A 21,958-nucleotide genomic window follows, 5' to 3' on the forward strand; every position below is an offset into this window, starting at 1 on the left:
AGGTGACTGGTTGTGAGTGGAATCATTACTATTTTAGGATTAGGTGCTGGTGAGTTAGATCAGTTAACGATGGGTGTATATCGAAAGATAAAAGAAGCAGACCATATGTTTGTTAGAACGAAGGAACACCCAGTTATAGAAGAATTGGAGAAAGAAGCTATAAAGTATACGGCCTTTGATAATGTATATGAGGCACATGATACATTTGAAATCGTATATGAAACAATTGCGAATACATTGCTAGAACAAGCTAAAGGCGCAGAAATTATTTATGCTGTTCCAGGTCATCCGCTTGTAGCAGAAAGAACAGTTCAGCTACTTTTGGAAAAAGGAGAAGCAGCAAATATTGAAGTGCGAATTGAAGGTGGACAAAGTTTCCTTGATCCGATGTTTGCAAGTCTAAAAATTGATCCGATTGAAGGGTTCCAATTAATTGATGCTACATCATTTGAAAGAGGGCAATTAGAATTACGTCAACATTTAATCTTTTGCCAAGTGTATGATGCATTCGTTGCTTCAGATGTGAAGCTAACGTTAATGGAGATTTTGCCAGATGATTACGAAGTGTATATCGTAACAGCTGCAGGGACTTCATTCGAGCAAGTGAAAAAGGTATCGTTATACATGTTAGATCACGAAACAGAATTAAATAATTTAACGAGTGTGTATGTACCGCCGGTTAAGGAACGTGCGTCCTTATATCAGCAGTTTGATGTGCTTAGAGCAGTTATTGCTGATCTTCGTGGACCGAATGGTTGCCCATGGGATAAAAAGCAAACTCATCAATCTTTAAAGAAATACTTAATTGAAGAAGCGTATGAAGTGCTAGAAGCAATTGATGAAGAGGATGATGATCATTTAGTAGAAGAACTAGGTGATATATTATTACAAGTTATGCTTCATGCCCAAATTGGAGAGGATGAAGGTTGGTTCTCTATAGATGACATTATTCGGACTTTAGCTGAGAAAATGGTTCGTCGTCATCCGCATGTGTTTGGGGATACGGATGTAAATAATGCTGATGAAGTGATTGCAAATTGGGAAGAAATTAAAAAACAAGAAAAGGGATTCGTGAAAGAATCTGTTTTAGCGGGTATTCCAAAAAGCTTGCCACAACTAATGCGTGCTTATGAAATTCAGAAGAAAGCTGGAAAGGTTGGATTTGATTGGGTTGATGTGCAGCCGATGATAGAGAAGGCCTTAGAAGAATGGCAAGAATTCCAACAAGAAGTTGTAAACATGGATGAGAAAAAGATGCTAGGTGAATTTGGTGATTTACTATTTGCATTTGTTAATATAGCTCGTCATTATAAATTAGATCCAGAAGAAGCGTTACGTTCAACTAATGAGAAATTTATGGCTCGCTTTTTATACATGGAAGCAAAAGTAGCTGAAATGAATAAGGAAATGCAAGATTTATCATTAGAACAGTTAGATATTTTATGGGAAGAGGCAAAACAAACAGAGCGTTAATAGGGGGATTTGATATGCGTCTAGATAAATTTTTGAAAGTATCACGTTTAATTAAAAGAAGAACATTAGCAAAAGAAGTGTCTGACCAAGGAAGAATTTCGATTAATGGCCAAGTGGCAAAAGCGAGTTCAGATGTGAAGGTAGAGGATGAATTAACAATTCGTTTCGGGCAAAAAATAGTAACTGTGAAAGTAAATGAATTGAAAGAAACAACTAAAAAAGAAGATGCAGCAAACATGTATAGTCTTGTTCGTGAGGAAAAAGTGAAAGCGGAAGAAGGCTTGTTCTAAAATAGGTTAGCCCTTCATACATTACTATTAGCTAGTATAAAGCTATGGGGGGATTTTCGTGAATAATGGTTACTCACCTATGTCTTCTAATCAACAAAATGTTTCTGTAGAGCATGATATTATCATGCGTGGCAGGCGTGTAATCGATATTACTGGTGTAAAGCAAGTAGAGAGTTTTGATAGCGAAGAGTTTTTACTCGAGACTGTAATGGGTTTTTTAACAATTCGTGGTCAAAATTTGCAAATGAAGAATTTAGATGTAGAAAAGGGTGTTGTATCAATTAAAGGGAAAGTTCATGAAATGCTGTATATTGATGAGAACCAAGGGGAGAAAACTAAAGGCTTCTTTAGTAAGCTGTTTAAATGAGCCTAACAATTCAGTTGTATACAATGCTTTCGATGATTGGAATGGGTGCTTGGATTGGTGCTTCTTTAGATACATACCAACGGTTTTTAAAACGCCAAGAGCGTAAACGTTGGCTTGTATTTATACATGATATACTATTTTGGATTGTCCAAGCATTATTCGTTTTTTATGTATTACTGCGTGTAAATGAAGCCGAACTACGTATATATGTATTTTTGGCGTTACTATGTGGTTTTGCAGCATATCAAAGCTTATTGAAAGTACTATACATGAAGATGTTAAATTTTCTCATCTATATTTTTGTACAAACAACACAATTTTTTGTTCGAATTATACAGCTACTCATGATAAAACCTGTTATTATTATAGCACAGCTATTTATTGCATTTATATTATTCTTATTTCGTATACTGCTTTCAATTGGACATGTGTTATGGAAAATGGTGATTTGGATATTACTTTTCATATGGAAAGTTTTTTTCTCGCCTGTTCGGTTTATTGTTTCGCTCATATGGAAACTTCTCCCTAATCGTGTTAAACTTTTTATAATGAAGCATGTAGGGTTCCTGCAATATGTAGCAAAATTGAAGGGACATATCTTCCAATTATGGGTGCGTATAAAAAAGAAGTTAGGGGGACCTCGGAAATGAGGGAACTGAGACAAAGAACAATCGAAAAACAGAGTCCAAATCCTGTTAAAGAACATATAATACAAACGGATGAGAACAGGAAGCGACTTTATCGCCGTTTAGCGGTTTTTCTTGTCTTTGCTTTTACAATTATTGCTAGTATTAGTGTGACGTTTTATCAACAAAACAGTTCCATTAAAGCAAAAGAAGCAAAAGTTAAGGACATGAAAAAAGAACTGGATTCATTAACGAAAAAAGAAAAGAATCTAAAAGATGAAGTTCAAAAGTTGAATGATGAAGAGTACGTTTTAAAGATTGCTAGAAGGGATTATTTCTTCTCCGGAAAAGGGGAGATAATTTTTCCTGTTTCTAAGTAGAGTATGTCTTATTGACACTACATTTTAGGATTATATATAATAAAGTAAAATTTGACTTTTTAACCACTAAGGAGGAGCATTTTTTTTATGTCAATCGAGGTAGGCAGCAAGTTACAGGGTAAAGTAACAGGTATTACAAATTTTGGGGCTTTTGTGGAGCTGCCAGAAGGCTTAACAGGTCTTGTTCATATTAGTGAAGTTGCTGATAATTATGTGAAAGATATTAACGATCACTTAAAAGTAGGCGACCAAGTAGAAGTAAAAGTTATCAATGTTGAAAAAGATGGCAAAATTGGCCTATCTATTAAGAAAGCGAAAGAACGTGAAAAAACAGAAGGAGATCGTCCGCGTGGTGAATACCAACGTGGTGGTGATCAACAACGTTCTGGACGTCCACAACGTAATAATAATCGTTCTTCCAACAGAGATAACCGCGGTGGCGGTAACGAACGAGCTCCAAAAGAAACATTTGAGCAAAAGATGGCACGCTTTTTAAAAGATAGTGAAGATCGTTTAACTTCTTTAAAGCGTAACACAGAATCTAAACGTGGTGGCCGTGGCGCACGTCGCGGATAATAAGTCCGTTTAATTCTTAACATATAGAGAGGTACCCAGAGTAATTACTCGGGTACTTTTTTATGTGAGAGAATATATTTTTAAAAAAGTTTTTGAGATGTATTGACTTTAAAATATATCTGATGTAATATACTAATTGTCCGTTAAATACGACGACATGGCGGTGTAGCTCAGCTGGCTAGAGCGTACGGTTCATACCCGTGAGGTCGGGGGTTCGATCCCCTCCGCCGCTATATTTAATTTAACGGCCCGTTGGTCAAGTGGTTAAGACACCGCCCTTTCACGGCGGTAACACGGGTTCGAATCCCGTACGGGTCATCTAAAAAGATCATGCAAATTTGCATGGTCTTTTTTTGTTAAATATAAATTAAGACGTACAATACTTCTACAAAATCACCCTATATTTTCTGAACATTCTTTCAACTCACTTTAAATAAATTAAATACTATGTATATATGTAGATTTATTTCGAATAAAAAGTCGAACGATTATAAAAGTCAAAACTGTTGTTTTGACAAAAAAACCAATAATCATCTTTTATAATAACAGTAATTAAACTATGCAGGTGGTGTTAAAAATATGCCTAAAGCAGGAAGGAATACTATGAATACAAGTGCATTGGCGATGAATGAAAGTCAGCTTGGAACAATAAAGTGGACGAGTAAGTTGCGAATGAAGTTTGAAAAAGTTTTCTTTAGATGGGGATTCATTATTGCTGTTATTGGTTTTCTTTTGGGACGAGCATATATATTAACAAACATTTTACCGTTTGCATTGCCGTTTTTTGCTGCTGTTTATGTTATGAAGCGAGATAAAATGCCGCTCGCGTTCTTAGCCCTAATGGGGGGGGCACTTTCAGTTTCAATAGATAATTTATTTTTTACTTTTGCATCTATCTTTACCTTCTTTATTTATAATATCTTCTTTAGTCGGTTTACACGTAAAACTGTTGGACTTGTACCATTCCAAGTATTTATCTCCGCATTAACCGCACATTTAGTTGTTGTATATTTTGCACAGCAAACCGTCACCATGTATGATCTGCTCGTCAGTACGATCGAAGCGGGGCTTAGCTTCGTATTAACGATGATATTTTTACAAAGTGTTCCGCTTTTAGTGGAAAGGAAAGGGAAGCAACAAGCGTTAGAAACAGAAGAAATTGTTTGTTTAATTATATTACTAGCATCTGTTTTAACGGGCACAACGGATTGGTTTGTTTATGATGCTTCTATTCAACATATTTTCACTAGATATTTAGTATTAGTATTTGCCTTTATTGCAGGGGCAGCTACAGGGTCCACCGTAGGAGTTGTCACTGGGTTAATATTAAGTTTAGCAAATGTGGCGAGCTTGTCTCAACTTAGTCTCCTTGCCTTTTCAGGATTGCTTGGGGGATTGTTAAAAGAAGGGAAGCGTATAGGAGTTAGTTTAGGTTTATTAATTGGTACAAGCTTAATTACATTATATGTAGACAAGCAAACAAGTATTGTAACAACTTTAATTGAATCTGGTGTAGCGATTGTTTTCTTCTTATTAACACCGAAGCTTGTTATGGATCGTATTGCTAAATTTATGCCGGGTACACAGGAACATTCACAGGATCAACAACAATATTTAAGAAGAGTGCGCGATGTTACAGCAAACAAAATCAATCAATTTGCTAATGTATTTGCTGCTTTGTCTAATAGCTTTTCTGTATACGGGTATGTGGAGGAGGAAGATAAAGAAACAGAAGCTGATTTATTTTTAAGTACAATTACTGCAAAAACATGTCAAACATGCTTTAAGAAGGATCAATGTTGGGTAGTTAATTTTGATAAAACATACGATTATATGAAACAAATAATGAGTGAAACAGAAGAAGGAACGCTGCAGCATAATCGGAAGTTAGTTCGTGAATGGGACAAGCATTGTGTGAGAGGGAAGAAAGTAACGGATTTAGTAGCGGGTGAATTAGATCACTTCTATGAGGGGCAGAAATTAAGAAAACAAATGAAGGAAAATCGTAGAATTGTAGCGGAGCAATTACTAGGTGTATCAAAAGTGATGGAGGATTTCGCTAAGGAGATACAACGAGAAAGAGAGAACCATCAAGCGCAGGAGGAGCAAATTTTACAAGCGTTTCGTGATTTTGGTGTCGAAGTGGAGCATGTTGATATTTATTGTTTAGATAGAGGAAGTATTGATATTGAAATGTTGATTCCGGCTGCATCTAATGAACATGGGGAATGTGAGAAGTTGGTTGCTCCAATGCTTTCAGATATTTTAAAAGAGAATATCGTCGTTAAGCATGAAGAGAAATCCTCATATCCAAATGGGCACAGTTTAATATCATTTGGTTCAGCGAAGACGTATTCTCTTGATACAGGATTGGCCACAGCTGCAAAAGGTGGTGGGTTTATTTCAGGTGATTCCTACGCGATGATGGATTTGAGCGTTGGTAAATATGCACTTGCGATTAGTGATGGTATGGGAAATGGACAAAGGGCTCATATGGAGAGTAGGGAAACGGTAAAATTATTACAAAAGATACTTCAATCAGGTATTGATGAAGAAATAGCGATTAAGTCCATCAATTCGATTCTTTCTTTAAGGACGACAGAGGAGATGTATACAACGCTTGACTTGGCTATGGTAGATTTAAGGGATGCGAGTGCGAAGTTTTTAAAGATTGGATCGACGCCGAGTTTTGTTAAACGCGGAAATAATATTTTGAAAATTGAGGCAAGTAATTTGCCGATGGGAATCATTGAAGATGTTGAAGTTGATGTGGTTGGTGAGCAATTAAAAACGGGCGATCTTCTTATCATGATGAGTGACGGCATTTTTGAGGGAGCGCAACATGTGGAGAATCACGAATTATGGATAAAACGTAAAATTAAAGAACTACAAACAGAGGACCCACAGGAAATCGCTGATATTATTATGGAAGAAGTAATTCGCTCTGGTGATGGTTATATAAATGATGATATGACTATTGTGGTGGCGAAAGTAAAGAAAAATATGCCGAAGTGGGCTACGATTCCAATAGTAGGAATGCAGGCGCAATAAAATAATCAAAAAACCTAGGTAGATGCCTAGGTTTTTTTGATTAAAAAGGTAATGTGATTACTTTGTTAAATATACAGGAGGGATGTAAGATAAAAATATGGATTTTGTACATCTTTTTTTTGCACAATGTTTGTAAAAGTTGTACCATTATATACAAGGTAACTAATGTTGTTGTTCTTGTTTAATGAAAGGTGATTGCGAAGTTGAAAGATGCATTTGTTGAAAAAGTAGATGACTTTGTAAAGCAGCATGATGTATTAAAGAAACATTCAACAATTGTTGTAGGGGTTTCTGGTGGTCCTGACTCTTTGGCTCTTTTATATTATTTGTTAGAAAAAAGGGCAGAAAAACAGCTAGAAATTGTAGTAGCACATGTGGACCATATGTTTAGAGGTAATGAATCTTATGAGGATTTACAGTTTGTACAGGGTCTTTGCAAAGAGCTAGGAGTTATTTGTGAAACGCTAAGGATTAATGTGTCGCAATATCAACAGCAATATGGAATGAATGCACAAGTTGCAGCTAGAGAATGCAGATATGCATTTTTGGAAAGAATAATGAAGAAATATGATGCGAGTTATGTAGCTCTTGGTCACCATGGAGATGATCAAGTAGAGACGATTTTAATGCGCCTTGTACGAGGGAGTACTCCGAAAGGATACGCAGGAATTGCAGTGAAGCGATCTTTTCATAATGGATATTTAATTAGGCCGTTACTTGGGGTAACTAAGGAAGAAATTGTTGATTACTGTAATAAATTAAAAGTTATTCCGCGTATAGATCCGAGTAATAAAAAAGAAGTATATACAAGGAATCGATTACGTAAATATGTCCTTCCTTATTTGAAAGAAGAAAATCCACAAATGCATGAGAAATTTCAAAAATTTAGCGTGCAGATGCAAGAGGATGAGGCTTATTTGCAGGAATTAGCTTTTGAGAAAATGAATAAAGTAATTACAAAAAAAAGCGATAAACAAATTAGCTTATCAATTCCTGCCTTTGAATCCATGTCTATGCCTTTACAAAGAAGAGGGATTCAACTAATATTAAACTATCTTTATGAATATAAGATTCCATCTTCGCTTTCTTCTATACATATTGACAAGGTGATTGAATTTTTTAAGCGGGCACAACCTTCAGGGTCACTAGATTTTCCAGGTGGTTTGAAAATTGTTCGCACATACGAAGAATGTGGTTTTGGATTTAAACAAGAAATTGTTTCTCCTTTTTCGCAAGATTTATCAGTACCTGGGACAATTATATTGCCGAATGGGGATAAACTTGTAACAGAGGTGAGCGAAGATATACCGAGTAACATGAATGAAACAGTATTTGTTGCTAAGTATAATGATATATCGTATCCACTTCGTATTCGGTCTAGGGAAAATGGAGATCGCATGTCAATGCAAGGTATGGATGGTACAAAAAAGATAAAAGCTGTTTTTATCGAAGCAAAAGTACCAAAAGAAAAAAGAGAAGAATGGCCGATCGTTTGTGACGCAAGTGGAAATATTATTTGGGTACCCTTGTTGAAACGATCTGCGTTTGCTACTTCGAAAGAGCTAGCAAAGAAGGGTAAATACATGATTATTCACTACAAAAGCAAGGAGTCTTCCGGGAGGATAATGAAATGATGAATCAAGATATCGAAAAAGTATTAATTTCTGAAGAACAAATACAAGAAAAGGTGCACGAACTAGGTGCAGTTATTGCAGAGGATTACAAAAATACAGTACCTCTTGCGATTGGTGTACTAAAGGGTGCAATGCCATTTATGGCAGATTTATTAAAGAGAACAGATACATATCTTGAAATGGATTTTATGGCTGTATCTAGCTACGGTCACTCTACAGTTTCGACAGGCGAAGTAAAAATCTTAAAAGATCTTGATACTTCGGTAGAAGGTCGCGATATTTTAATCGTTGAAGATATTATTGATAGCGGTCTTACACTAAGCTATTTAGTGGATCTGTTTAAATATCGTAAAGCGAAATCTGTAAAAATTGTTACTTTATTAGATAAGCCAACAGGCCGTAAGGTTGATCTGAAAGCAGATTATGTTGGATTTACTGTTCCTCATGAATTTGTTGTAGGATATGGATTAGATTATAAAGAGCAGTACCGTAATCTTCCTTATGTAGGAGTATTAAAACCAAGTGTTTACTCAAATTAATTAAATATAGGCGTTACAATTGTATAGGAAATTTTTTTTATGTTACGATTTACTATAGTGTTTATGCCGTGAGAGGAGGTTAGGAATGAATCGTATCTTCCGTAATACCATCTTTTATTTACTGATATTCTTAGTAGTAATTGGAATCGTGAGCTATTTTAATGGTTCGACGCAAAAAACGACATCAGTTAGCTACGATAAATTCATTACTCAACTTGAAAAAGGTGAAGTGCGTAATGTGCAGCTTCAACCGAAAAATGGTGTGTTTGAGGTAAAGGGACAATTCAAGACTTCTAGCCAAGGAGAACAATTTGTTACTTATGCACCAAATACTGAGGAATTACAAAAGAAAATTAATGATAAAGCGCAAGGGGCTGAAGTTAAGTATCAACCAGCAGAAGAAACAAGTGCTTGGGTAACGTTCTTTACTTCTATCATTCCGTTTGTCATTATCTTCATTTTATTCTTCTTCTTATTAAACCAAGCTCAGGGCGGCGGTAGCCGTGTTATGAACTTCGGGAAAAGTAAGGCGAAGCTATACAATGATGAAAAGAAAAAAATTCGTTTCAGAGATGTTGCTGGAGCGGATGAAGAGAAACAAGAACTTGTTGAGGTAGTTGAATTCTTGAAAGACCCTCGTAAGTTCGCTGAAGTTGGTGCCCGTATTCCGAAGGGTGTTCTATTAGTGGGACCTCCAGGTACAGGTAAAACTTTACTAGCACGTGCTGTTGCAGGTGAGGCAGGCGTTCCGTTCTTCTCTATTAGTGGTTCTGACTTCGTAGAGATGTTCGTCGGTGTCGGTGCATCCCGTGTACGTGATTTATTTGAAAATGCAAAGAAAAATGCTCCTTGTATCATTTTCATTGATGAAATTGATGCAGTAGGACGTCAACGTGGCGCGGGTCTTGGCGGTGGTCATGATGAGCGTGAACAAACGTTGAACCAATTGCTTGTTGAAATGGATGGATTCGGTGCAAACGAAGGTATTATTATCATCGCTGCGACAAACCGTCCTGATATTCTTGATCCAGCGTTATTACGTCCAGGTCGTTTTGACCGTCAAATTACAGTAGATCGTCCAGATGTAAATGGTCGTGAAGCTGTACTTAAGGTACACGCTCGTAATAAACCGCTTGATGAGAATGTCAACTTAAGAGCAATTGCAACTCGTACACCAGGATTCTCTGGTGCCGATCTTGAAAACTTATTAAACGAAGCTGCTTTAGTAGCTGCGCGTCAAGATAAGAAGAAAATTGATATGAGTGACATCGATGAAGCGACGGATCGTGTTATTGCAGGTCCAGCTAAGAAAAGTCGCGTTATCTCTGAAAAAGAACGTAATATCGTTGCATTCCATGAGGCTGGCCATACTGTAATTGGTGTTGTCCTTGATGAAGCAGATATCGTTCATAAAGTAACAATTGTCCCTCGTGGTCAAGCTGGTGGATATGCGGTAATGCTTCCGAAGGAAGATCGTTACTTCATGACAAAACCAGAGTTACTTGATAAAATCACTGGTTTACTTGGTGGTCGAGTAGCTGAGGAGATTGTATTTGGTGAAGCAAGTACAGGTGCTCACAACGACTTCCAACGTGCGACTGGTATTGCAAGACGTATGGTTACAGAATTCGGAATGAGTGATAAGCTTGGACCGATGCAATTTGGTAGCTCACAAGGTGGTCAGGTATTCTTAGGAAGAGACTTCCATTCAGAACAAAACTACAGTGATGCAATCGCGCATGAAATTGATGTGGAAATGCAAATAATTATTAAAGACTGTTATGCTCGTGCGAAACAAATTCTTACTGAAAAACGAGATAAGCTTGATATTATCGCGAAAACGTTACTTGAAGTAGAAACATTAGATGCAGAGCAAATTAATCATTTATATGATTATGGCAGATTACCTGAGCGTCCAACATCTTCAGATGATGTGAAAGTAAACATCAATATGAAGAAAGACGATGAAGATACAGAAGATAAGTAAGAAACGAAGGAGTGACAATAGTCACTCCTTTTTTTTGTGGAATGAATTTAAGTGGCAAAAAAAATTGAATGAAACTATTATTAAAAATTGAAATAGAGAGTAATCTTTTTGTACAATGATGAGTATAGAAAAACTGATTATATAAGTATGTGTGATATGATGTTTTTATAAGTTTTATACATACTGCGCAAATATAGATTAAATAAGATAAGTGGTGAGAATATGATTTTTGTATTGGATGTAGGGAACACAAATGCGGTACTAGGTGTGTTTGAAGAGGGGGAACTTCGTCAGCATTGGCGCATGGAAACAGATCGTCATAAAACAGAAGATGAGTATGGGATGCTTGTAAAGCAGTTACTTGAGCATGAAGGTCTTTCTTTTGAAGATGTGAAAGGTATTATTGTGTCTTCAGTCGTACCGCCAATTATGTTCGCTTTAGAGCGTATGTGTGAAAAGTATTTTAAAATTAAACCGCTTGTAGTGGGGCCTGGGATAAAAACTGGCTTGAATATTAAATATGAAAATCCACGTGAAGTAGGCGCGGACCGAATTGTAAATGCAGTAGCAGGAATCCACTTATATGGAAGTCCGCTTATTATTGTTGATTTTGGTACGGCTACTACATATTGTTATATTAACGAAGAGAAGCATTATATGGGTGGCGTTATTACGCCAGGAATTATGATTTCGGCAGAGGCTTTATATAGCAGGGCAGCAAAGCTTCCTCGTATTGAAATTACAAAACCGGGTAGTGTTATCGGGAAGAATACAGTAAGTGCAATGCAATCAGGTATTCTTTATGGATACGTTGGACAAGTGGAAGGTATTGTTAAGCGTATGAAGGAAGAAGCTAAGCAAGAACCGAAAGTTATTGCAACAGGTGGATTGGCAAAATTAATTTCAGAAGAATCAAATGTAATTGATATTGTAGATCCGTTTTTAACGTTAAAAGGTTTGTATATGTTATATGAGCGTAATGCAAATTTACAACATGAGAAGGGTGAATAAATAAGTATGAAAGATTATTTAGTAAAAGCGTTAGCGTTTAATGGAGAGGTTCGTGCTTATAGTGTACGTACAACAAATACAGTAAGTGAGGCGCAAAAACGTCATGATACATGGAGAACAGCTTCAGCGGCACTTGGTCGTTCTTTAACTGCGGGTACAATGATGGGTGCTATGTTAAAAGGCGAGCAGAAGTTAACGATTAAAGTAGAGGGGAACGGCCCGATTGGTCCTATCTTAGTCGATGCTCATGCAAATGGGGATGTACGTGGTTATGTAACGAATCCGCATGTTGATTTTGAAGGAACGGAACAAGGAAAATTACGTGTATATCAAGCGGTAGGTACAGAAGGATTTGTAACGGTAATTAAAGATATCGGTATGCGTGAACCGTTTATTGGTCAATCTCCCATTGTTTCAGGAGAACTAGGGGAAGATTTCACATATTATTTCGCGGTTTCTGAGCAGACGCCTTCTTCTGTAGGTGTTGGTGTTCTTGTAAATGGAGATGATAGCGTATTAGCGGCGGGTGGATTCATTCTTCAAATTATGCCAGGTGCGCAGGAAGAAACAATTTCATTTATTGAAGAGCGTCTTCAACAAATCCCGCCAGTATCACAATTAATCGAACAAGGTCTTTCTCCAGAAGAATTACTGTATGAAGTGCTTGGAGAAGATAAAGTGAAAGTGCTAGAAACAATGGATGTTCAATTTAATTGTACATGTTCACGTGAGCGTATTGAAAGTGTGCTAATTAGTTTAGGTAAAGCGGAGTTAGAACAAATTCGTGCAGAAGAAGAAGAGACGGAAGTTCACTGTCACTTCTGTAATGAACGACATAAATTCGCTAAAGAAGATATTACAAGTCTAATTGAAAACCTGTAATAAAGAAGTTTAGGCGGAGAATCAGCCGCCCAAATAGATTGACAAATAGGGAATTTTCTGACAAAATCTAAATATAGATAAAACCAATAAAAATACTCGGTGTTAGGAGTGACAGGAATGCGAGTGGCACAATCAGTTTCAGAATTAATCGGGAAAACGCCGATCGTTAAGTTGAACCGCATCGTAGAATCAGACAGCGCAGATGTATACTTAAAATTAGAATTTATGAATCCAGGAAGCAGTGTTAAAGATCGTATCGCGTTAGCTATGATTGAAGATGCTGAAAATAAAGGATTATTAAAAGAGGGCGATACAATCATTGAGCCGACAAGTGGTAACACAGGTATTGGCTTAGCGATGGTAGCAGCTGCTAAAGGATATAAGGCAATTTTAGTAATGCCAGAAACAATGAGTATTGAGCGTCGTAATTTATTACGCGCTTACGGTGCTGAATTAGTATTGACTCCAGGACCTGAAGGAATGGGCGGAGCAATTCGAAAGGCAACTGAATTAGCAGAAGAACATGGGTACTTTATACCGCAACAGTTCCAAAATCAAGCAAATCCAGAAATCCATCGTATAACAACAGGTCCAGAAATTGTTGAACAGATGGGGGATCAATTAGATGCGTTTATCGCAGGTATTGGTACAGGTGGAACAATTACAGGTGCCGGTGAAGTGCTGAAAGAAGCTTATAAAGATATCAAAATTTACGCGGTAGAACCTGCGGATTCACCAGTATTATCTGGTGGAAAGCCAGGACCACATAAGATCCAAGGAATTGGAGCGGGGTTTGTTCCGGAGACATTGGATGTAGAGGTATATGATGAAATTATTCAAGTGAAAACGGAGCAAGCGTTCGAATATGCGAGAAGAGTGGCTAAAGAAGAAGGTATTTTAGTTGGTATCTCTTCGGGAGCAGTCGTTTATGCAGCGACAGAAGTTGCGAAGAAATTAGGTAAAGGGAAAAAGGTACTTGTTATTATCCCAAGTAACGGTGAACGTTATTTAAGTACACCACTTTATCAATTTGAGTCATAATTGAATGTGATTTGAAAAGCATCCTTAAAAAAGGATGCTTTTTCTTTTTTGATTGGAAAAAGGAAAAGAGTGAATGACTAGAAAACTTCATGTAAAATAAGAAGTAGTATAATTAATTTATTTTCACTAGCCCTCAAGTATAATCATTCTCTATATAAATAATTTTATGTAGTTTGAGTTGATTGGCTTAAGAGGGTGGGATAACAGAAGACGGGGTGTTGATATGCAACGAAGAAAATCTTTAGCGCTTTCTATTCCATATCAGTTAGATTTCTTTAAGCAATATAAATTTCTTTCTCAGGATAAGCCACAACATATTTTGTTAGAAAGTGGACGTGGTGGTCGTTATAACATTGTTGGGCTGGATCCAGTAGCGGTAATTCAGGGTAAGAATGAGACGTTACATATAAGCGAAAGTGGTAAGGAAACAATAGAGCGAGGGAATCCATTAGATTTAATGCAAGCGTATATGGAGAAATGGAAAACGGATTATAATCCGGAGTACCCACCTTTTCAGGGTGGGGCAATTGGATACTTTAGTTATGATTGTATCCGTTATATTGAAAAACTTTCTTCTCTTGCGGAGGATGATATTAATATACCTGACATATTCTTTTTGTTATTTGATGACGTGTTTGTGTATGATCAACAGGAGAAAGTATTATGGATTATTACGCATTATGTAGATGAGTGTGAAGAGGCAGAAGAACGATTAAATGAATGGAAGGGTCTTTGGATGAAAGAAGCCCCCGAAGTGACTATGCCGTTTGAATGTCCTGAAAAGAAAAATGAAGCAGTCGCTTTTACGGAAGAGGGCTTTATGAAGGCCGTTGAACGTATTCAAGAATATATTGGAGCGGGTGATGTGTTTCAAGTAAACTTGTCGACAAGACAAGAAAGAACATTACAAACACATCCATTAGAAATATATACAAGTCTTCGTGAAATTAATCCATCTCCATATATGGGTTACTTGGAGTTTGGAGATTTTCAAATTGTTAGTGCTTCGCCTGAATTGCTAATTAAAAAGCAAGGAAAAGAAGTGAGTACAAGACCGATTGCTGGTACGCGCTCTCGAGGAGCAAGTGAGCAAGAGGATGAAGAATTAGCGAAAGAATTAATTGAAAATGAAAAGGAAAGAGCAGAGCATGTAATGCTTGTGGATTTAGAACGAAATGACTTGGGCCGGGTTTGTAAATATGGCACTGTTGAAGTAGATGAATTTATGGTAATTGAAAAATACTCACACGTTATGCATATTGTTTCTAATGTGCGTGGTGAGGTGGAAGCAGATAAAGATGCTTTCGATTTGGTGAAGGCTGTATTTCCTGGTGGGACAATTACCGGCGCCCCGAAAATACGTACGATGGAAATTATTGAAGAATTAGAACCTGTTCGCCGAGGAATTTATACGGGTTCAATTGGTTGGATTGGTTATTCTGGAGATACGGAATTGAATATTGTAATCCGAACACTACTTGCTAAAGATGGACAAGCGCATGTGCAAGCTGGAGCGGGTATTGTAATTGATTCAAATCCAAAAGATGAATATAAAGAGTCGTTAAAAAAAGCAATCGCTTTATGGCGTGCAAAAGAAAGTAGCGAAGAAACGGTTAGGTGAGAGAAATGATATTAATGATTGATAATTATGATTCTTTTACATTTAATTTAGTGCAATTTCTTGGAGAACTTGGACAAGAGCTTGTTGTTAAGCGTAATGATGAAGTGACTATTTCGGATATTGAGAATATGAAACCAGATTTTTTAATGATTTCGCCAGGTCCATGTAGTCCTAATGAGGCGGGAATCAGTATGGATGTTATTAAATATTTTGCAGGTAAGCTTCCGATTTTTGGGGTCTGTCTTGGACATCAATCAATTGCGCAAGTATTTGGAGGGGATGTTGTCAGGGCAGAGCGTTTGATGCATGGAAAAACATCTTTAATGCATCATGATGGGCAGACGATTTTTTCTGATATCCCAAATCCATTTACCGCGACACGTTATCACTCTCTTATCGTTAAAAAAGAGACGTTACCGAATTGTTTAGAGATAACATCTTGGACTGAAGAAGGTGAAATTATGGCGCTTCGTCATAAAACGTTGCCGATTGAAGGGGTACAATTCCATCCGGAATCTATTATGACTTCTCACGGGAAAGAGTTGCTACAGAATTTCATTCGCAAATATAGCCCAAGTGTGACATCGTGTTAATTTACGTAAATGGCGCGTATGTAGAAGCGAGTGAAGCAAAAATTTCTCCTTATGACCACGGTTACCTATATGGGCTTGGGGTTTTTGAGACATTTCGTATTTATAATGGTCATCCCTTTTTATTGGATGATCATTATGAACGCTTAATGGATGCGCTCGATATATTGCAAATCAAATGGACAATGACAAAAGATGAAGTGATGCTTATTTTAAAGAATCTATTTGTTAAGAATGAGTTAAAGCATGCGTATGTGCGCTTAAATGTATCGGCGGGTATAGATGAAATAGGATTACAAACGGAAGTATATGAAGAACCGTCTGTTATTGTTTTTATAAAACCTTTAGCAGCTCCAGGGAATGTAGTGGAAAAAGAAGGAGTTATTTTAAAGCAAGTGAGAAATACACCTGAGGGTGCATTTCGCTTGAAGTCCCATCATTATTTAAATAATATTTTAGGGAAACGCGAAATTGGAAATGTTGTGAATAAGGAAGGCATTTTTCTTACCGAAACAGGTTATGTTGCAGAGGGTATTGTTTCGAATCTCTTTTTTGTTAGAGGAGGTATTTTATATACTCCTTCATTAGAAACAGGGATTTTAAACGGAATCACTCGTGCGTTTATTATAAAGGCTGCTGAAGAGCTAGATATAGAAGTAAAGGAAGGTTTCTTTACAAAAGATGAATTGCTTTCAGCGGATGAAGTGTTCGTAACGAACTCTATTCAAGAGATTGTCCCCCTTTATCGTATAGAGGAGAAAGATTTCCCGGGTAAAGTGGGAGTGGTTACAAAAAGACTTATGGATCTTTATGGAGTGCAGAGAGAGAAATTGTGGAGCAGAAATGAATTGCGAAGAGGAGATGTGTAGTTTGAAGTGGGATTATGATTTGCGCTGCGGCGAATATACATTGAACTTAAATGAAAAGACATTAATTATGGGGATTTTAAATGTAACGCCAGATTCATTTTCTGATGGTGGGAGTTACAACGAAGTAGATGCTGCGGTGCGACATGCGAAAGAAATGAAAAATGAAGGTGCTCATATTATTGATATCGGTGGTGAATCTACCCGCCCGGGTTTTGCTAAAGTTTCGGTAGAAGAAGAAATAAAGCGAGTCGTTCCGATGATTCAGGCGGTTTCGAAAGAAGCGAAATTACCTATTTCTATCGATACGTATAAAGCTGAAGTTGCAAAACAAGCGATTGAAGCTGGTGCTCATATTATTAATGATATTTGGGGAGCGAAGGCGGAACCGAAGATTGCTGAAGTTGCAGCCTATTATGATGTACCTATTATCTTAATGCATAACCGAGATAATATGAACTATCGCAACTTAATGGCTGATATGATTGCTGATTTGTATGAAAGTATTAAAATTGCTAAAGATGCTGGTGTACGAGATGAGAATATTATTTTAGACCCAGGTATCGGTTTTGCGAAAACACCTGAACAAAATTTAGAAGCGATGCGTAATTTAGAACAGTTAAATGTACTGGGTTATCCAGTCCTCTTAGGTACTTCAAGAAAGTCCTTTATTGGTCATGTATTAGATTTACCAGTGGAGGAGCGTCTTGAAGGAACGGGTGCTACCGTTTGTCTTGGTATTGAAAAGGGCTGTGAATTTATCCGTGTTCATGATGTGAAAGAAATGGCGCGTATGGCTAAGATGATGGATGCGATGATTGGTAAGGGGGTAAAGTAATTGGATAAAATTTATATCCATGATATGGAGTTTTACGGTTATCATGGTGTATTCCCAGAAGAGAATAAATTAGGTCAGAGATTTAAAGTAGATTTAACGGTGGAGTTGGATTTAAAACGCGCAGGAGAAAGTGACGACTTAGAGCATTCTGTCAATTACGGGGAACTTTTTGAGCTGTGTAGAAAAGTTGTTGAAGATAGAACTTATAAGCTTGTAGAGAGTATCGCTGAAAATATCGCTACAGATATATTGAAACAATATGAGAGTATTTCACGGTGTACAATTAAGGTAATTAAACCGGATCCGCCGATACCAGGACATTATCGTGCTGTAGCGGTAGAAATTACGAGAGAGCGTCCATGAATAATATAGCGTACATTGCATTAGGTTCCAATATTGGGGAGCGTTATACTTATTTAACTGAAGCAATTCAGTTTTTAAATAAAAACCAGCATATCCAAGTTGATGATGTTTCGTCTGTATATGAAACCGATCCGGTTGGCTATACTGACCAAAATTGCTTTTTAAATTTAGTTATAAAAATTTCTACCAATTTATCACCGCAAGAATTATTGAAAGTAACACAAAGGGTAGAGAATGACCTAGGAAGAAAAAGGGAAATTAGATGGGGCCCGAGAACCATCGACCTTGACATTTTACTATATAATCAAGAAAATATTGAAGCAGAGAATCTTATTGTTCCGCATCCGCGGATGTTCGAAAGAGCTTTTGTTATCGTTCCGTTGTTAGAAATCAATCAAGATATAAAACAAGACATTTCACGTTCACAAGTAGAAGAAATGAAAAGGCGAGAGGGAGTAACGGTATGGAAGCAGAAAAATGGGGAAGACGCATTCGTGCTTTTCGAAAGCTAAAAGGCTATACACAAGAAGGTTTTGCGAAAGAATTAGGGGTATCTGTATCTGTTTTAGGTGAAGTTGAGAGAGGGAATCGATCGCCTTCCCAAGATTTTGTAGTAGAAGTTGCTAAAGCATTAAAGGTCTCGATAGATGAACTAATGCCGAAGTGACTATGAAGGAAGGAGTAAATCGAGTGTTAAAGATTGCAAATATTGAGATGAAAAATCCGGTTGTATTAGCACCGATGGCGGGAGTGTGTAACTCTGCATTCCGTTTGACAGTAAAAGAATTTGGTGCAGGTTTAGTTTGTGCCGAAATGGTAAGTGATAAGGCAATATTACTTAATAACAAAAGAACATTAGATATGCTATATATCGATGAGAGAGAAAAGCCATTAAGCTTACAAATTTTTGGTGGAGAGAAAGAAACTCTTGTGGATGCTGCGAAATACGTAGATAAATATACGACAGCAGACATTATTGATATTAATATGGGGTGCCCAGTACCGAAAATCACTAAGTGTGATGCAGGAGCAAAGTGGCTTTTAGACCCAAATAAAATATATGAGATGGTAGCGGCGGTTGTAGATGCTGTTGAAAAGCCAGTTACAGTTAAAATGCGTATTGGTTGGGATGAAGAACATATTTTCGCAATAGAAAATGCTAGAGCTGTTGAGCGTGCTGGTGGACAAGCGATAGCGGTTCATGGGCGTACACGAGTACAAATGTATGAAGGTAAAGCGGATTGGAATATTATTAAACAAGTAAAGCAGGCTGTAAATATTCCGGTTATCGGAAATGGTGATGTCGAAACACCACAAGATGCAAAGCGTATGCTTGATGAAATTGGTGTAGATGGTGTTATGATTGGTCGCGCTGCTCTTGGAGATCCGTGGATGATTTATCGTACGGTAAAGTATTTAGAGACAGGTGAGTTAATGCCGGAACCAACAGTGCGTGAGAAAATTGATGTATGTATGTTGCATCTAGATCGTCTTATCGATTTAAAGAACGAAAATGTTGCCGTAAGAGAGATGAGAAAGCATGCAGCTTGGTATTTAAAAGGTGTTCGTGGTAATGCGAGTGTGCGTAATGGTATCAATACTTGCGACACACGTGAAGACCTTGCGAATGTATTAGGTGCATTTGTAGAAGAAGTAGAAGCGAAACAACAAACAATTTATGTTGGTTAATAAGGGGGCATAGGAGATTGACATTCTTCTATACACTTCCTATAATTACGTGAAAGAAAGAAGAACTGCCAGTTAGTTGCTGGCAGTTTTTCTAGTTGAGTAGAAAATGCTATACTGTATATATTGTAAAAATTAATAGAGCTGGAGTGATATTAATATCATGGATAACATGAACCACGAAGAATTAAACGACCAATTGCTTGTTCGTCGTGAAAAGCTACATAATTTGCGTGAGCAAGGAATCGATCCGTTCGGTAAACGATTTGAACGCACAAATTCAACAACTGACTTAGTAAGTCTATATGGAGAATTCTCTAAAGAAGAATTAGAAGAGAAAGAAATCACTGTTTCTATCGCTGGTCGTATTATGACAAAACGCGGTAAAGGAAAAGCGGGATTTGCGCATATTCAAGATTTACAGGGGCAAGTTCAAATTTATGTTCGTAAAGATACTGTTGGAGATGAAGAGTACGAGTTATTTACGACAGCAGATTTAGGTGACTTAGTAGGTATTGAAGGTAAAGTGTTCAAAACAAACGTTGGAGAACTTTCAGTAAAAGCAATAGGATTTACACTTTTAACGAAATCCCTTCGTCCATTACCGGATAAATACCATGGATTAAAAGATGTTGAACAACGCTATCGTCAACGTTACTTGGACTTAATTACAAGTATGGAAAGCCGTGAAACGTTCGTTACCCGTAGTAAAATCATTCGTGAAATGAGAAGATATTTAGATGACAACGGTTATCTTGAAGTAGAAACGCCTATGATGCACGCGATTGCAGGTGGAGCGTCTGCTCGTCCTTTCACTACACACCATAATGCGTTAGATATGGAATTATATATGCGTATCGCAATTGAACTTCATTTAAAACGTCTTATTGTGGGTGGATTAGAAAAGGTTTATGAGATCGGCCGTGTATTCCGTAATGAGGGTGTATCAACTCGTCATAACCCTGAGTTTACGATGATTGAATTATATGAAGCGTACGCTGATTATAATGATATTATGAAACTGACAGAAAATATGGTTGCTCATATCGCGAAAAAAGTATTGGGTACAACAACAATCCAATATGGTGATTATGAAATTAATTTAGAGCCAGAATGGACACGTCTTCATATGGTAGATGCAATTAAGCAACACTCTGGAGCAGATTTCTGGAATCCAATGAGTGTAGAAGAAGCGCGTGAACTTGCAAAAGAACATAATGTGGAAATTAAGAATACAATGGAAGTTGGTCATATTATTAATGAGTTCTTCGAACAAAAAGTAGAAGATAAATTAATCCAACCAACATTTATTTACGGTCATCCGGTAGAAATTTCACCACTTGCGAAAAAGAATGACGAAGATCCACGATTCACAGATCGTTTCGAGTTATTTATCGTTGCACGTGAACATGCAAATGCATTCACTGAGTTAAATGATCCAATCGATCAAAAAGAACGTTTTGAAGCTCAACTAAAAGAGCGCGAGCAAGGTAATGACGAAGCTCATATGATGGATGATGATTATATCGAAGCTCTTGAGTACGGTATGCCTCCTACGGGCGGGTTAGGAATCGGTATTGATCGTCTTGTTATGTTATTAACAAACGCACCATCTATTCGTGACGTATTATTATTCCCAGCTATGCGCCATAAACAAGACTAAGCTTTGGAGATTTCTCCAAAGCTTTTTTTATTTCTTTATTTGAGGGGAGAGAAACCTTCTATTAAAAGGAACGCGAGATTATTACTCGTTAAATGGATGCCAGATTAAAAAAACTATACTTATATAGAAGAAAGGTGCTGTTTTTATGCTTTTTTACTAAGTTAAAAATTTTATTAGAAAAACTATTGCATTTCATTTTTCTACATGATATATTAATAACCGTCGCTGATGCGGAAACGCAGAAAACGACAAAAAAGAAATTGAAAAACTTAGTTGACATCGAAAAATGAAGATGTTAACATAAGGAAGTCGCAAATGAGCGACTAAGTAGTTCTTTGAAAACTGAACGAAACAAACAACGTGAACGTCAATTTTTATTTTTAGATGCTAGACAAACTAACTTTATTGGAGAGTTTGATCCTGGCTCAGGATGAACGCTGGCGGCGTGCCTAATACATGCAAGTCGAGCGAATG

22 protein-coding genes, 2 tRNA genes and 1 rRNA gene are annotated in these 21,958 nt (G+C 37.1%); all 25 read left to right on the plus strand.

Features of this window, described 5'->3' with window-relative positions; genetic code table 11:
- Positions 1-12 precede the first annotated feature (12 nt).
- Positions 13-1,473 (plus strand): bifunctional methyltransferase/pyrophosphohydrolase YabN, encoded by a 1,461-nt coding sequence (gene yabN, locus AC1DKZ_RS28610; protein WP_476997577.1) that lies wholly within the window; start codon positions 13-15, stop codon positions 1,471-1,473.
- A gap of 14 nt (positions 1,474-1,487) precedes the next feature.
- Positions 1,488-1,763 (plus strand): RNA-binding S4 domain-containing protein, encoded by a 276-nt coding sequence (locus AC1DKZ_RS28615; RefSeq protein ID WP_002009677.1) that lies wholly within the window; start codon positions 1,488-1,490, stop codon positions 1,761-1,763.
- A 58-nt stretch (positions 1,764-1,821) separates the two neighbouring features.
- Complete coding sequence (gene yabP, locus AC1DKZ_RS28620; protein WP_001059101.1) at positions 1,822-2,130, plus strand: sporulation protein YabP; 309 nt, start codon at positions 1,822-1,824, stop codon at positions 2,128-2,130.
- A complete protein-coding gene (gene yabQ, locus AC1DKZ_RS28625; protein WP_476997578.1) occupies positions 2,127-2,780 on the plus strand; it encodes a spore cortex biosynthesis protein YabQ in 654 nt (217 codons plus the stop codon). Before yabP ends, yabQ begins: the two co-directional genes overlap by 4 nt.
- Positions 2,777-3,136 (plus strand): cell division protein DivIC, encoded by a 360-nt coding sequence (divIC, locus tag AC1DKZ_RS28630; RefSeq protein WP_002124547.1) that lies wholly within the window; start codon positions 2,777-2,779, stop codon positions 3,134-3,136. Before yabQ ends, divIC begins: the two co-directional genes overlap by 4 nt.
- 87 nt (positions 3,137-3,223) lie before the next feature.
- The gene (locus AC1DKZ_RS28635) at positions 3,224-3,712 is read left to right on the plus strand and encodes a S1 domain-containing RNA-binding protein (RefSeq protein ID WP_002063394.1); all 489 of its coding nucleotides are present in this window, start codon (positions 3,224-3,226) and stop codon (positions 3,710-3,712) included.
- Between the two features lie 159 nt (positions 3,713-3,871).
- A tRNA-Met gene (locus AC1DKZ_RS28640) sits at positions 3,872-3,945 on the plus strand.
- A 13-nt stretch (positions 3,946-3,958) separates the two neighbouring features.
- Positions 3,959-4,030, plus strand: a tRNA-Glu gene (locus AC1DKZ_RS28645).
- A gap of 261 nt (positions 4,031-4,291) precedes the next feature.
- Positions 4,292-6,763, plus strand: coding sequence for a stage II sporulation protein E (gene spoIIE / locus AC1DKZ_RS28650; protein WP_002091571.1), 2,472 nt, complete (start codon positions 4,292-4,294; stop codon positions 6,761-6,763).
- 203 nt (positions 6,764-6,966) lie between these two features.
- A complete protein-coding gene (tilS, locus tag AC1DKZ_RS28655; protein ID WP_404449617.1) occupies positions 6,967-8,397 on the plus strand; it encodes a tRNA lysidine(34) synthetase TilS in 1,431 nt (476 codons plus the stop codon).
- Positions 8,394-8,936 (plus strand): hypoxanthine phosphoribosyltransferase, encoded by a 543-nt coding sequence (gene hpt, locus AC1DKZ_RS28660; RefSeq protein WP_002124550.1) that lies wholly within the window; start codon positions 8,394-8,396, stop codon positions 8,934-8,936. Before tilS ends, hpt begins: the two co-directional genes overlap by 4 nt.
- Positions 8,937-9,021: 85 nt before the next feature.
- A complete protein-coding gene (ftsH, locus tag AC1DKZ_RS28665) occupies positions 9,022-10,923 on the plus strand; it encodes an ATP-dependent zinc metalloprotease FtsH (RefSeq protein WP_002091565.1) in 1,902 nt (633 codons plus the stop codon).
- Between the two features lie 222 nt (positions 10,924-11,145).
- A complete protein-coding gene (locus AC1DKZ_RS28670; protein ID WP_002009692.1) occupies positions 11,146-11,934 on the plus strand; it encodes a type III pantothenate kinase in 789 nt (262 codons plus the stop codon).
- A 6-nt stretch (positions 11,935-11,940) separates the two neighbouring features.
- Positions 11,941-12,816, plus strand: coding sequence for a redox-regulated molecular chaperone HslO (gene hslO, locus AC1DKZ_RS28675; RefSeq protein WP_002091564.1), 876 nt, complete (start codon positions 11,941-11,943; stop codon positions 12,814-12,816).
- Between the two features lie 117 nt (positions 12,817-12,933).
- The gene (cysK, locus tag AC1DKZ_RS28680) at positions 12,934-13,857 is read left to right on the plus strand and encodes a cysteine synthase A (protein WP_002130221.1); all 924 of its coding nucleotides are present in this window, start codon (positions 12,934-12,936) and stop codon (positions 13,855-13,857) included.
- Between the two features lie 223 nt (positions 13,858-14,080).
- Positions 14,081-15,478 (plus strand): anthranilate synthase component I, encoded by a 1,398-nt coding sequence (trpE, locus tag AC1DKZ_RS28685; protein WP_193665175.1) that lies wholly within the window; start codon positions 14,081-14,083, stop codon positions 15,476-15,478.
- Positions 15,479-15,483: 5 nt separating this feature from the next.
- Positions 15,484-16,071, plus strand: coding sequence for an aminodeoxychorismate/anthranilate synthase component II (gene pabA / locus AC1DKZ_RS28690; protein ID WP_002113273.1), 588 nt, complete (start codon positions 15,484-15,486; stop codon positions 16,069-16,071).
- The gene (pabC, locus tag AC1DKZ_RS28695) at positions 16,065-16,937 is read left to right on the plus strand and encodes an aminodeoxychorismate lyase (protein WP_476997579.1); all 873 of its coding nucleotides are present in this window, start codon (positions 16,065-16,067) and stop codon (positions 16,935-16,937) included. Before pabA ends, pabC begins: the two co-directional genes overlap by 7 nt.
- Complete coding sequence (folP, locus tag AC1DKZ_RS28700; protein WP_113938516.1) at positions 16,912-17,772, plus strand: dihydropteroate synthase; 861 nt, start codon at positions 16,912-16,914, stop codon at positions 17,770-17,772. Before pabC ends, folP begins: the two co-directional genes overlap by 26 nt.
- Positions 17,773-18,135, plus strand: a complete 363-nt coding sequence (gene folB / locus AC1DKZ_RS28705; RefSeq protein ID WP_000358063.1) for a dihydroneopterin aldolase — start codon at positions 17,773-17,775, stop codon at positions 18,133-18,135.
- The gene (gene folK, locus AC1DKZ_RS28710) at positions 18,132-18,647 is read left to right on the plus strand and encodes a 2-amino-4-hydroxy-6-hydroxymethyldihydropteridine diphosphokinase (RefSeq protein ID WP_002138868.1); all 516 of its coding nucleotides are present in this window, start codon (positions 18,132-18,134) and stop codon (positions 18,645-18,647) included. The genes folB and folK overlap by 4 nt, the downstream gene beginning before the upstream one ends.
- The gene (locus AC1DKZ_RS28715) at positions 18,599-18,802 is read left to right on the plus strand and encodes a helix-turn-helix domain-containing protein (RefSeq protein ID WP_000387027.1); all 204 of its coding nucleotides are present in this window, start codon (positions 18,599-18,601) and stop codon (positions 18,800-18,802) included. Before folK ends, AC1DKZ_RS28715 begins: the two co-directional genes overlap by 49 nt.
- A gap of 23 nt (positions 18,803-18,825) precedes the next feature.
- Positions 18,826-19,824 (plus strand): tRNA dihydrouridine synthase DusB, encoded by a 999-nt coding sequence (dusB, locus tag AC1DKZ_RS28720; protein ID WP_002009708.1) that lies wholly within the window; start codon positions 18,826-18,828, stop codon positions 19,822-19,824.
- A 160-nt stretch (positions 19,825-19,984) separates the two neighbouring features.
- Complete coding sequence (gene lysS, locus AC1DKZ_RS28725) at positions 19,985-21,484, plus strand: lysine--tRNA ligase (protein ID WP_002009709.1); 1,500 nt, start codon at positions 19,985-19,987, stop codon at positions 21,482-21,484.
- A gap of 402 nt (positions 21,485-21,886) precedes the next feature.
- A 16S ribosomal RNA gene (locus AC1DKZ_RS28730) occupies positions 21,887-21,958 on the plus strand; the annotation flags it as partial.

The organism is Bacillus sp. 05T21 (genome assembly GCF_056396785.1).

Excerpts from the sequence above, each read along its gene's own strand:
- divIC (WP_002124547.1), top strand. The coding sequence starts at position 2,777 with ATGAGGGAACTGAGACAAAGAACAATCGAAAAACAGAGTCCAAATCCT.
- ftsH (WP_002091565.1), top strand. The coding sequence starts at position 9,022 with ATGAATCGTATCTTCCGTAATACCATCTTTTATTTACTGATATTCTTA.
- hpt (WP_002124550.1), top strand. The coding sequence starts at position 8,394 with ATGATGAATCAAGATATCGAAAAAGTATTAATTTCTGAAGAACAAATA.
- lysS (WP_002009709.1), top strand. The coding sequence starts at position 19,985 with ATGGATAACATGAACCACGAAGAATTAAACGACCAATTGCTTGTTCGT.
- folK (WP_002138868.1), top strand. The coding sequence starts at position 18,132 with ATGAATAATATAGCGTACATTGCATTAGGTTCCAATATTGGGGAGCGT.
- AC1DKZ_RS28615 (WP_002009677.1), top strand. The coding sequence starts at position 1,488 with ATGCGTCTAGATAAATTTTTGAAAGTATCACGTTTAATTAAAAGAAGA.
- yabQ (WP_476997578.1), top strand. The coding sequence starts at position 2,127 with ATGAGCCTAACAATTCAGTTGTATACAATGCTTTCGATGATTGGAATG.
- spoIIE (WP_002091571.1), top strand. The coding sequence starts at position 4,292 with ATGCCTAAAGCAGGAAGGAATACTATGAATACAAGTGCATTGGCGATG.
- trpE (WP_193665175.1), top strand. The coding sequence starts at position 14,081 with ATGCAACGAAGAAAATCTTTAGCGCTTTCTATTCCATATCAGTTAGAT.
- AC1DKZ_RS28715 (WP_000387027.1), top strand. The coding sequence starts at position 18,599 with ATGGAAGCAGAAAAATGGGGAAGACGCATTCGTGCTTTTCGAAAGCTA.
- AC1DKZ_RS28635 (WP_002063394.1), top strand. The coding sequence starts at position 3,224 with ATGTCAATCGAGGTAGGCAGCAAGTTACAGGGTAAAGTAACAGGTATT.
- folP (WP_113938516.1), top strand. The coding sequence starts at position 16,912 with ATGAATTGCGAAGAGGAGATGTGTAGTTTGAAGTGGGATTATGATTTG.
- hslO (WP_002091564.1), top strand. The coding sequence starts at position 11,941 with ATGAAAGATTATTTAGTAAAAGCGTTAGCGTTTAATGGAGAGGTTCGT.
- cysK (WP_002130221.1), top strand. The coding sequence starts at position 12,934 with ATGCGAGTGGCACAATCAGTTTCAGAATTAATCGGGAAAACGCCGATC.
- pabA (WP_002113273.1), top strand. The coding sequence starts at position 15,484 with ATGATATTAATGATTGATAATTATGATTCTTTTACATTTAATTTAGTG.
- AC1DKZ_RS28670 (WP_002009692.1), top strand. The coding sequence starts at position 11,146 with ATGATTTTTGTATTGGATGTAGGGAACACAAATGCGGTACTAGGTGTG.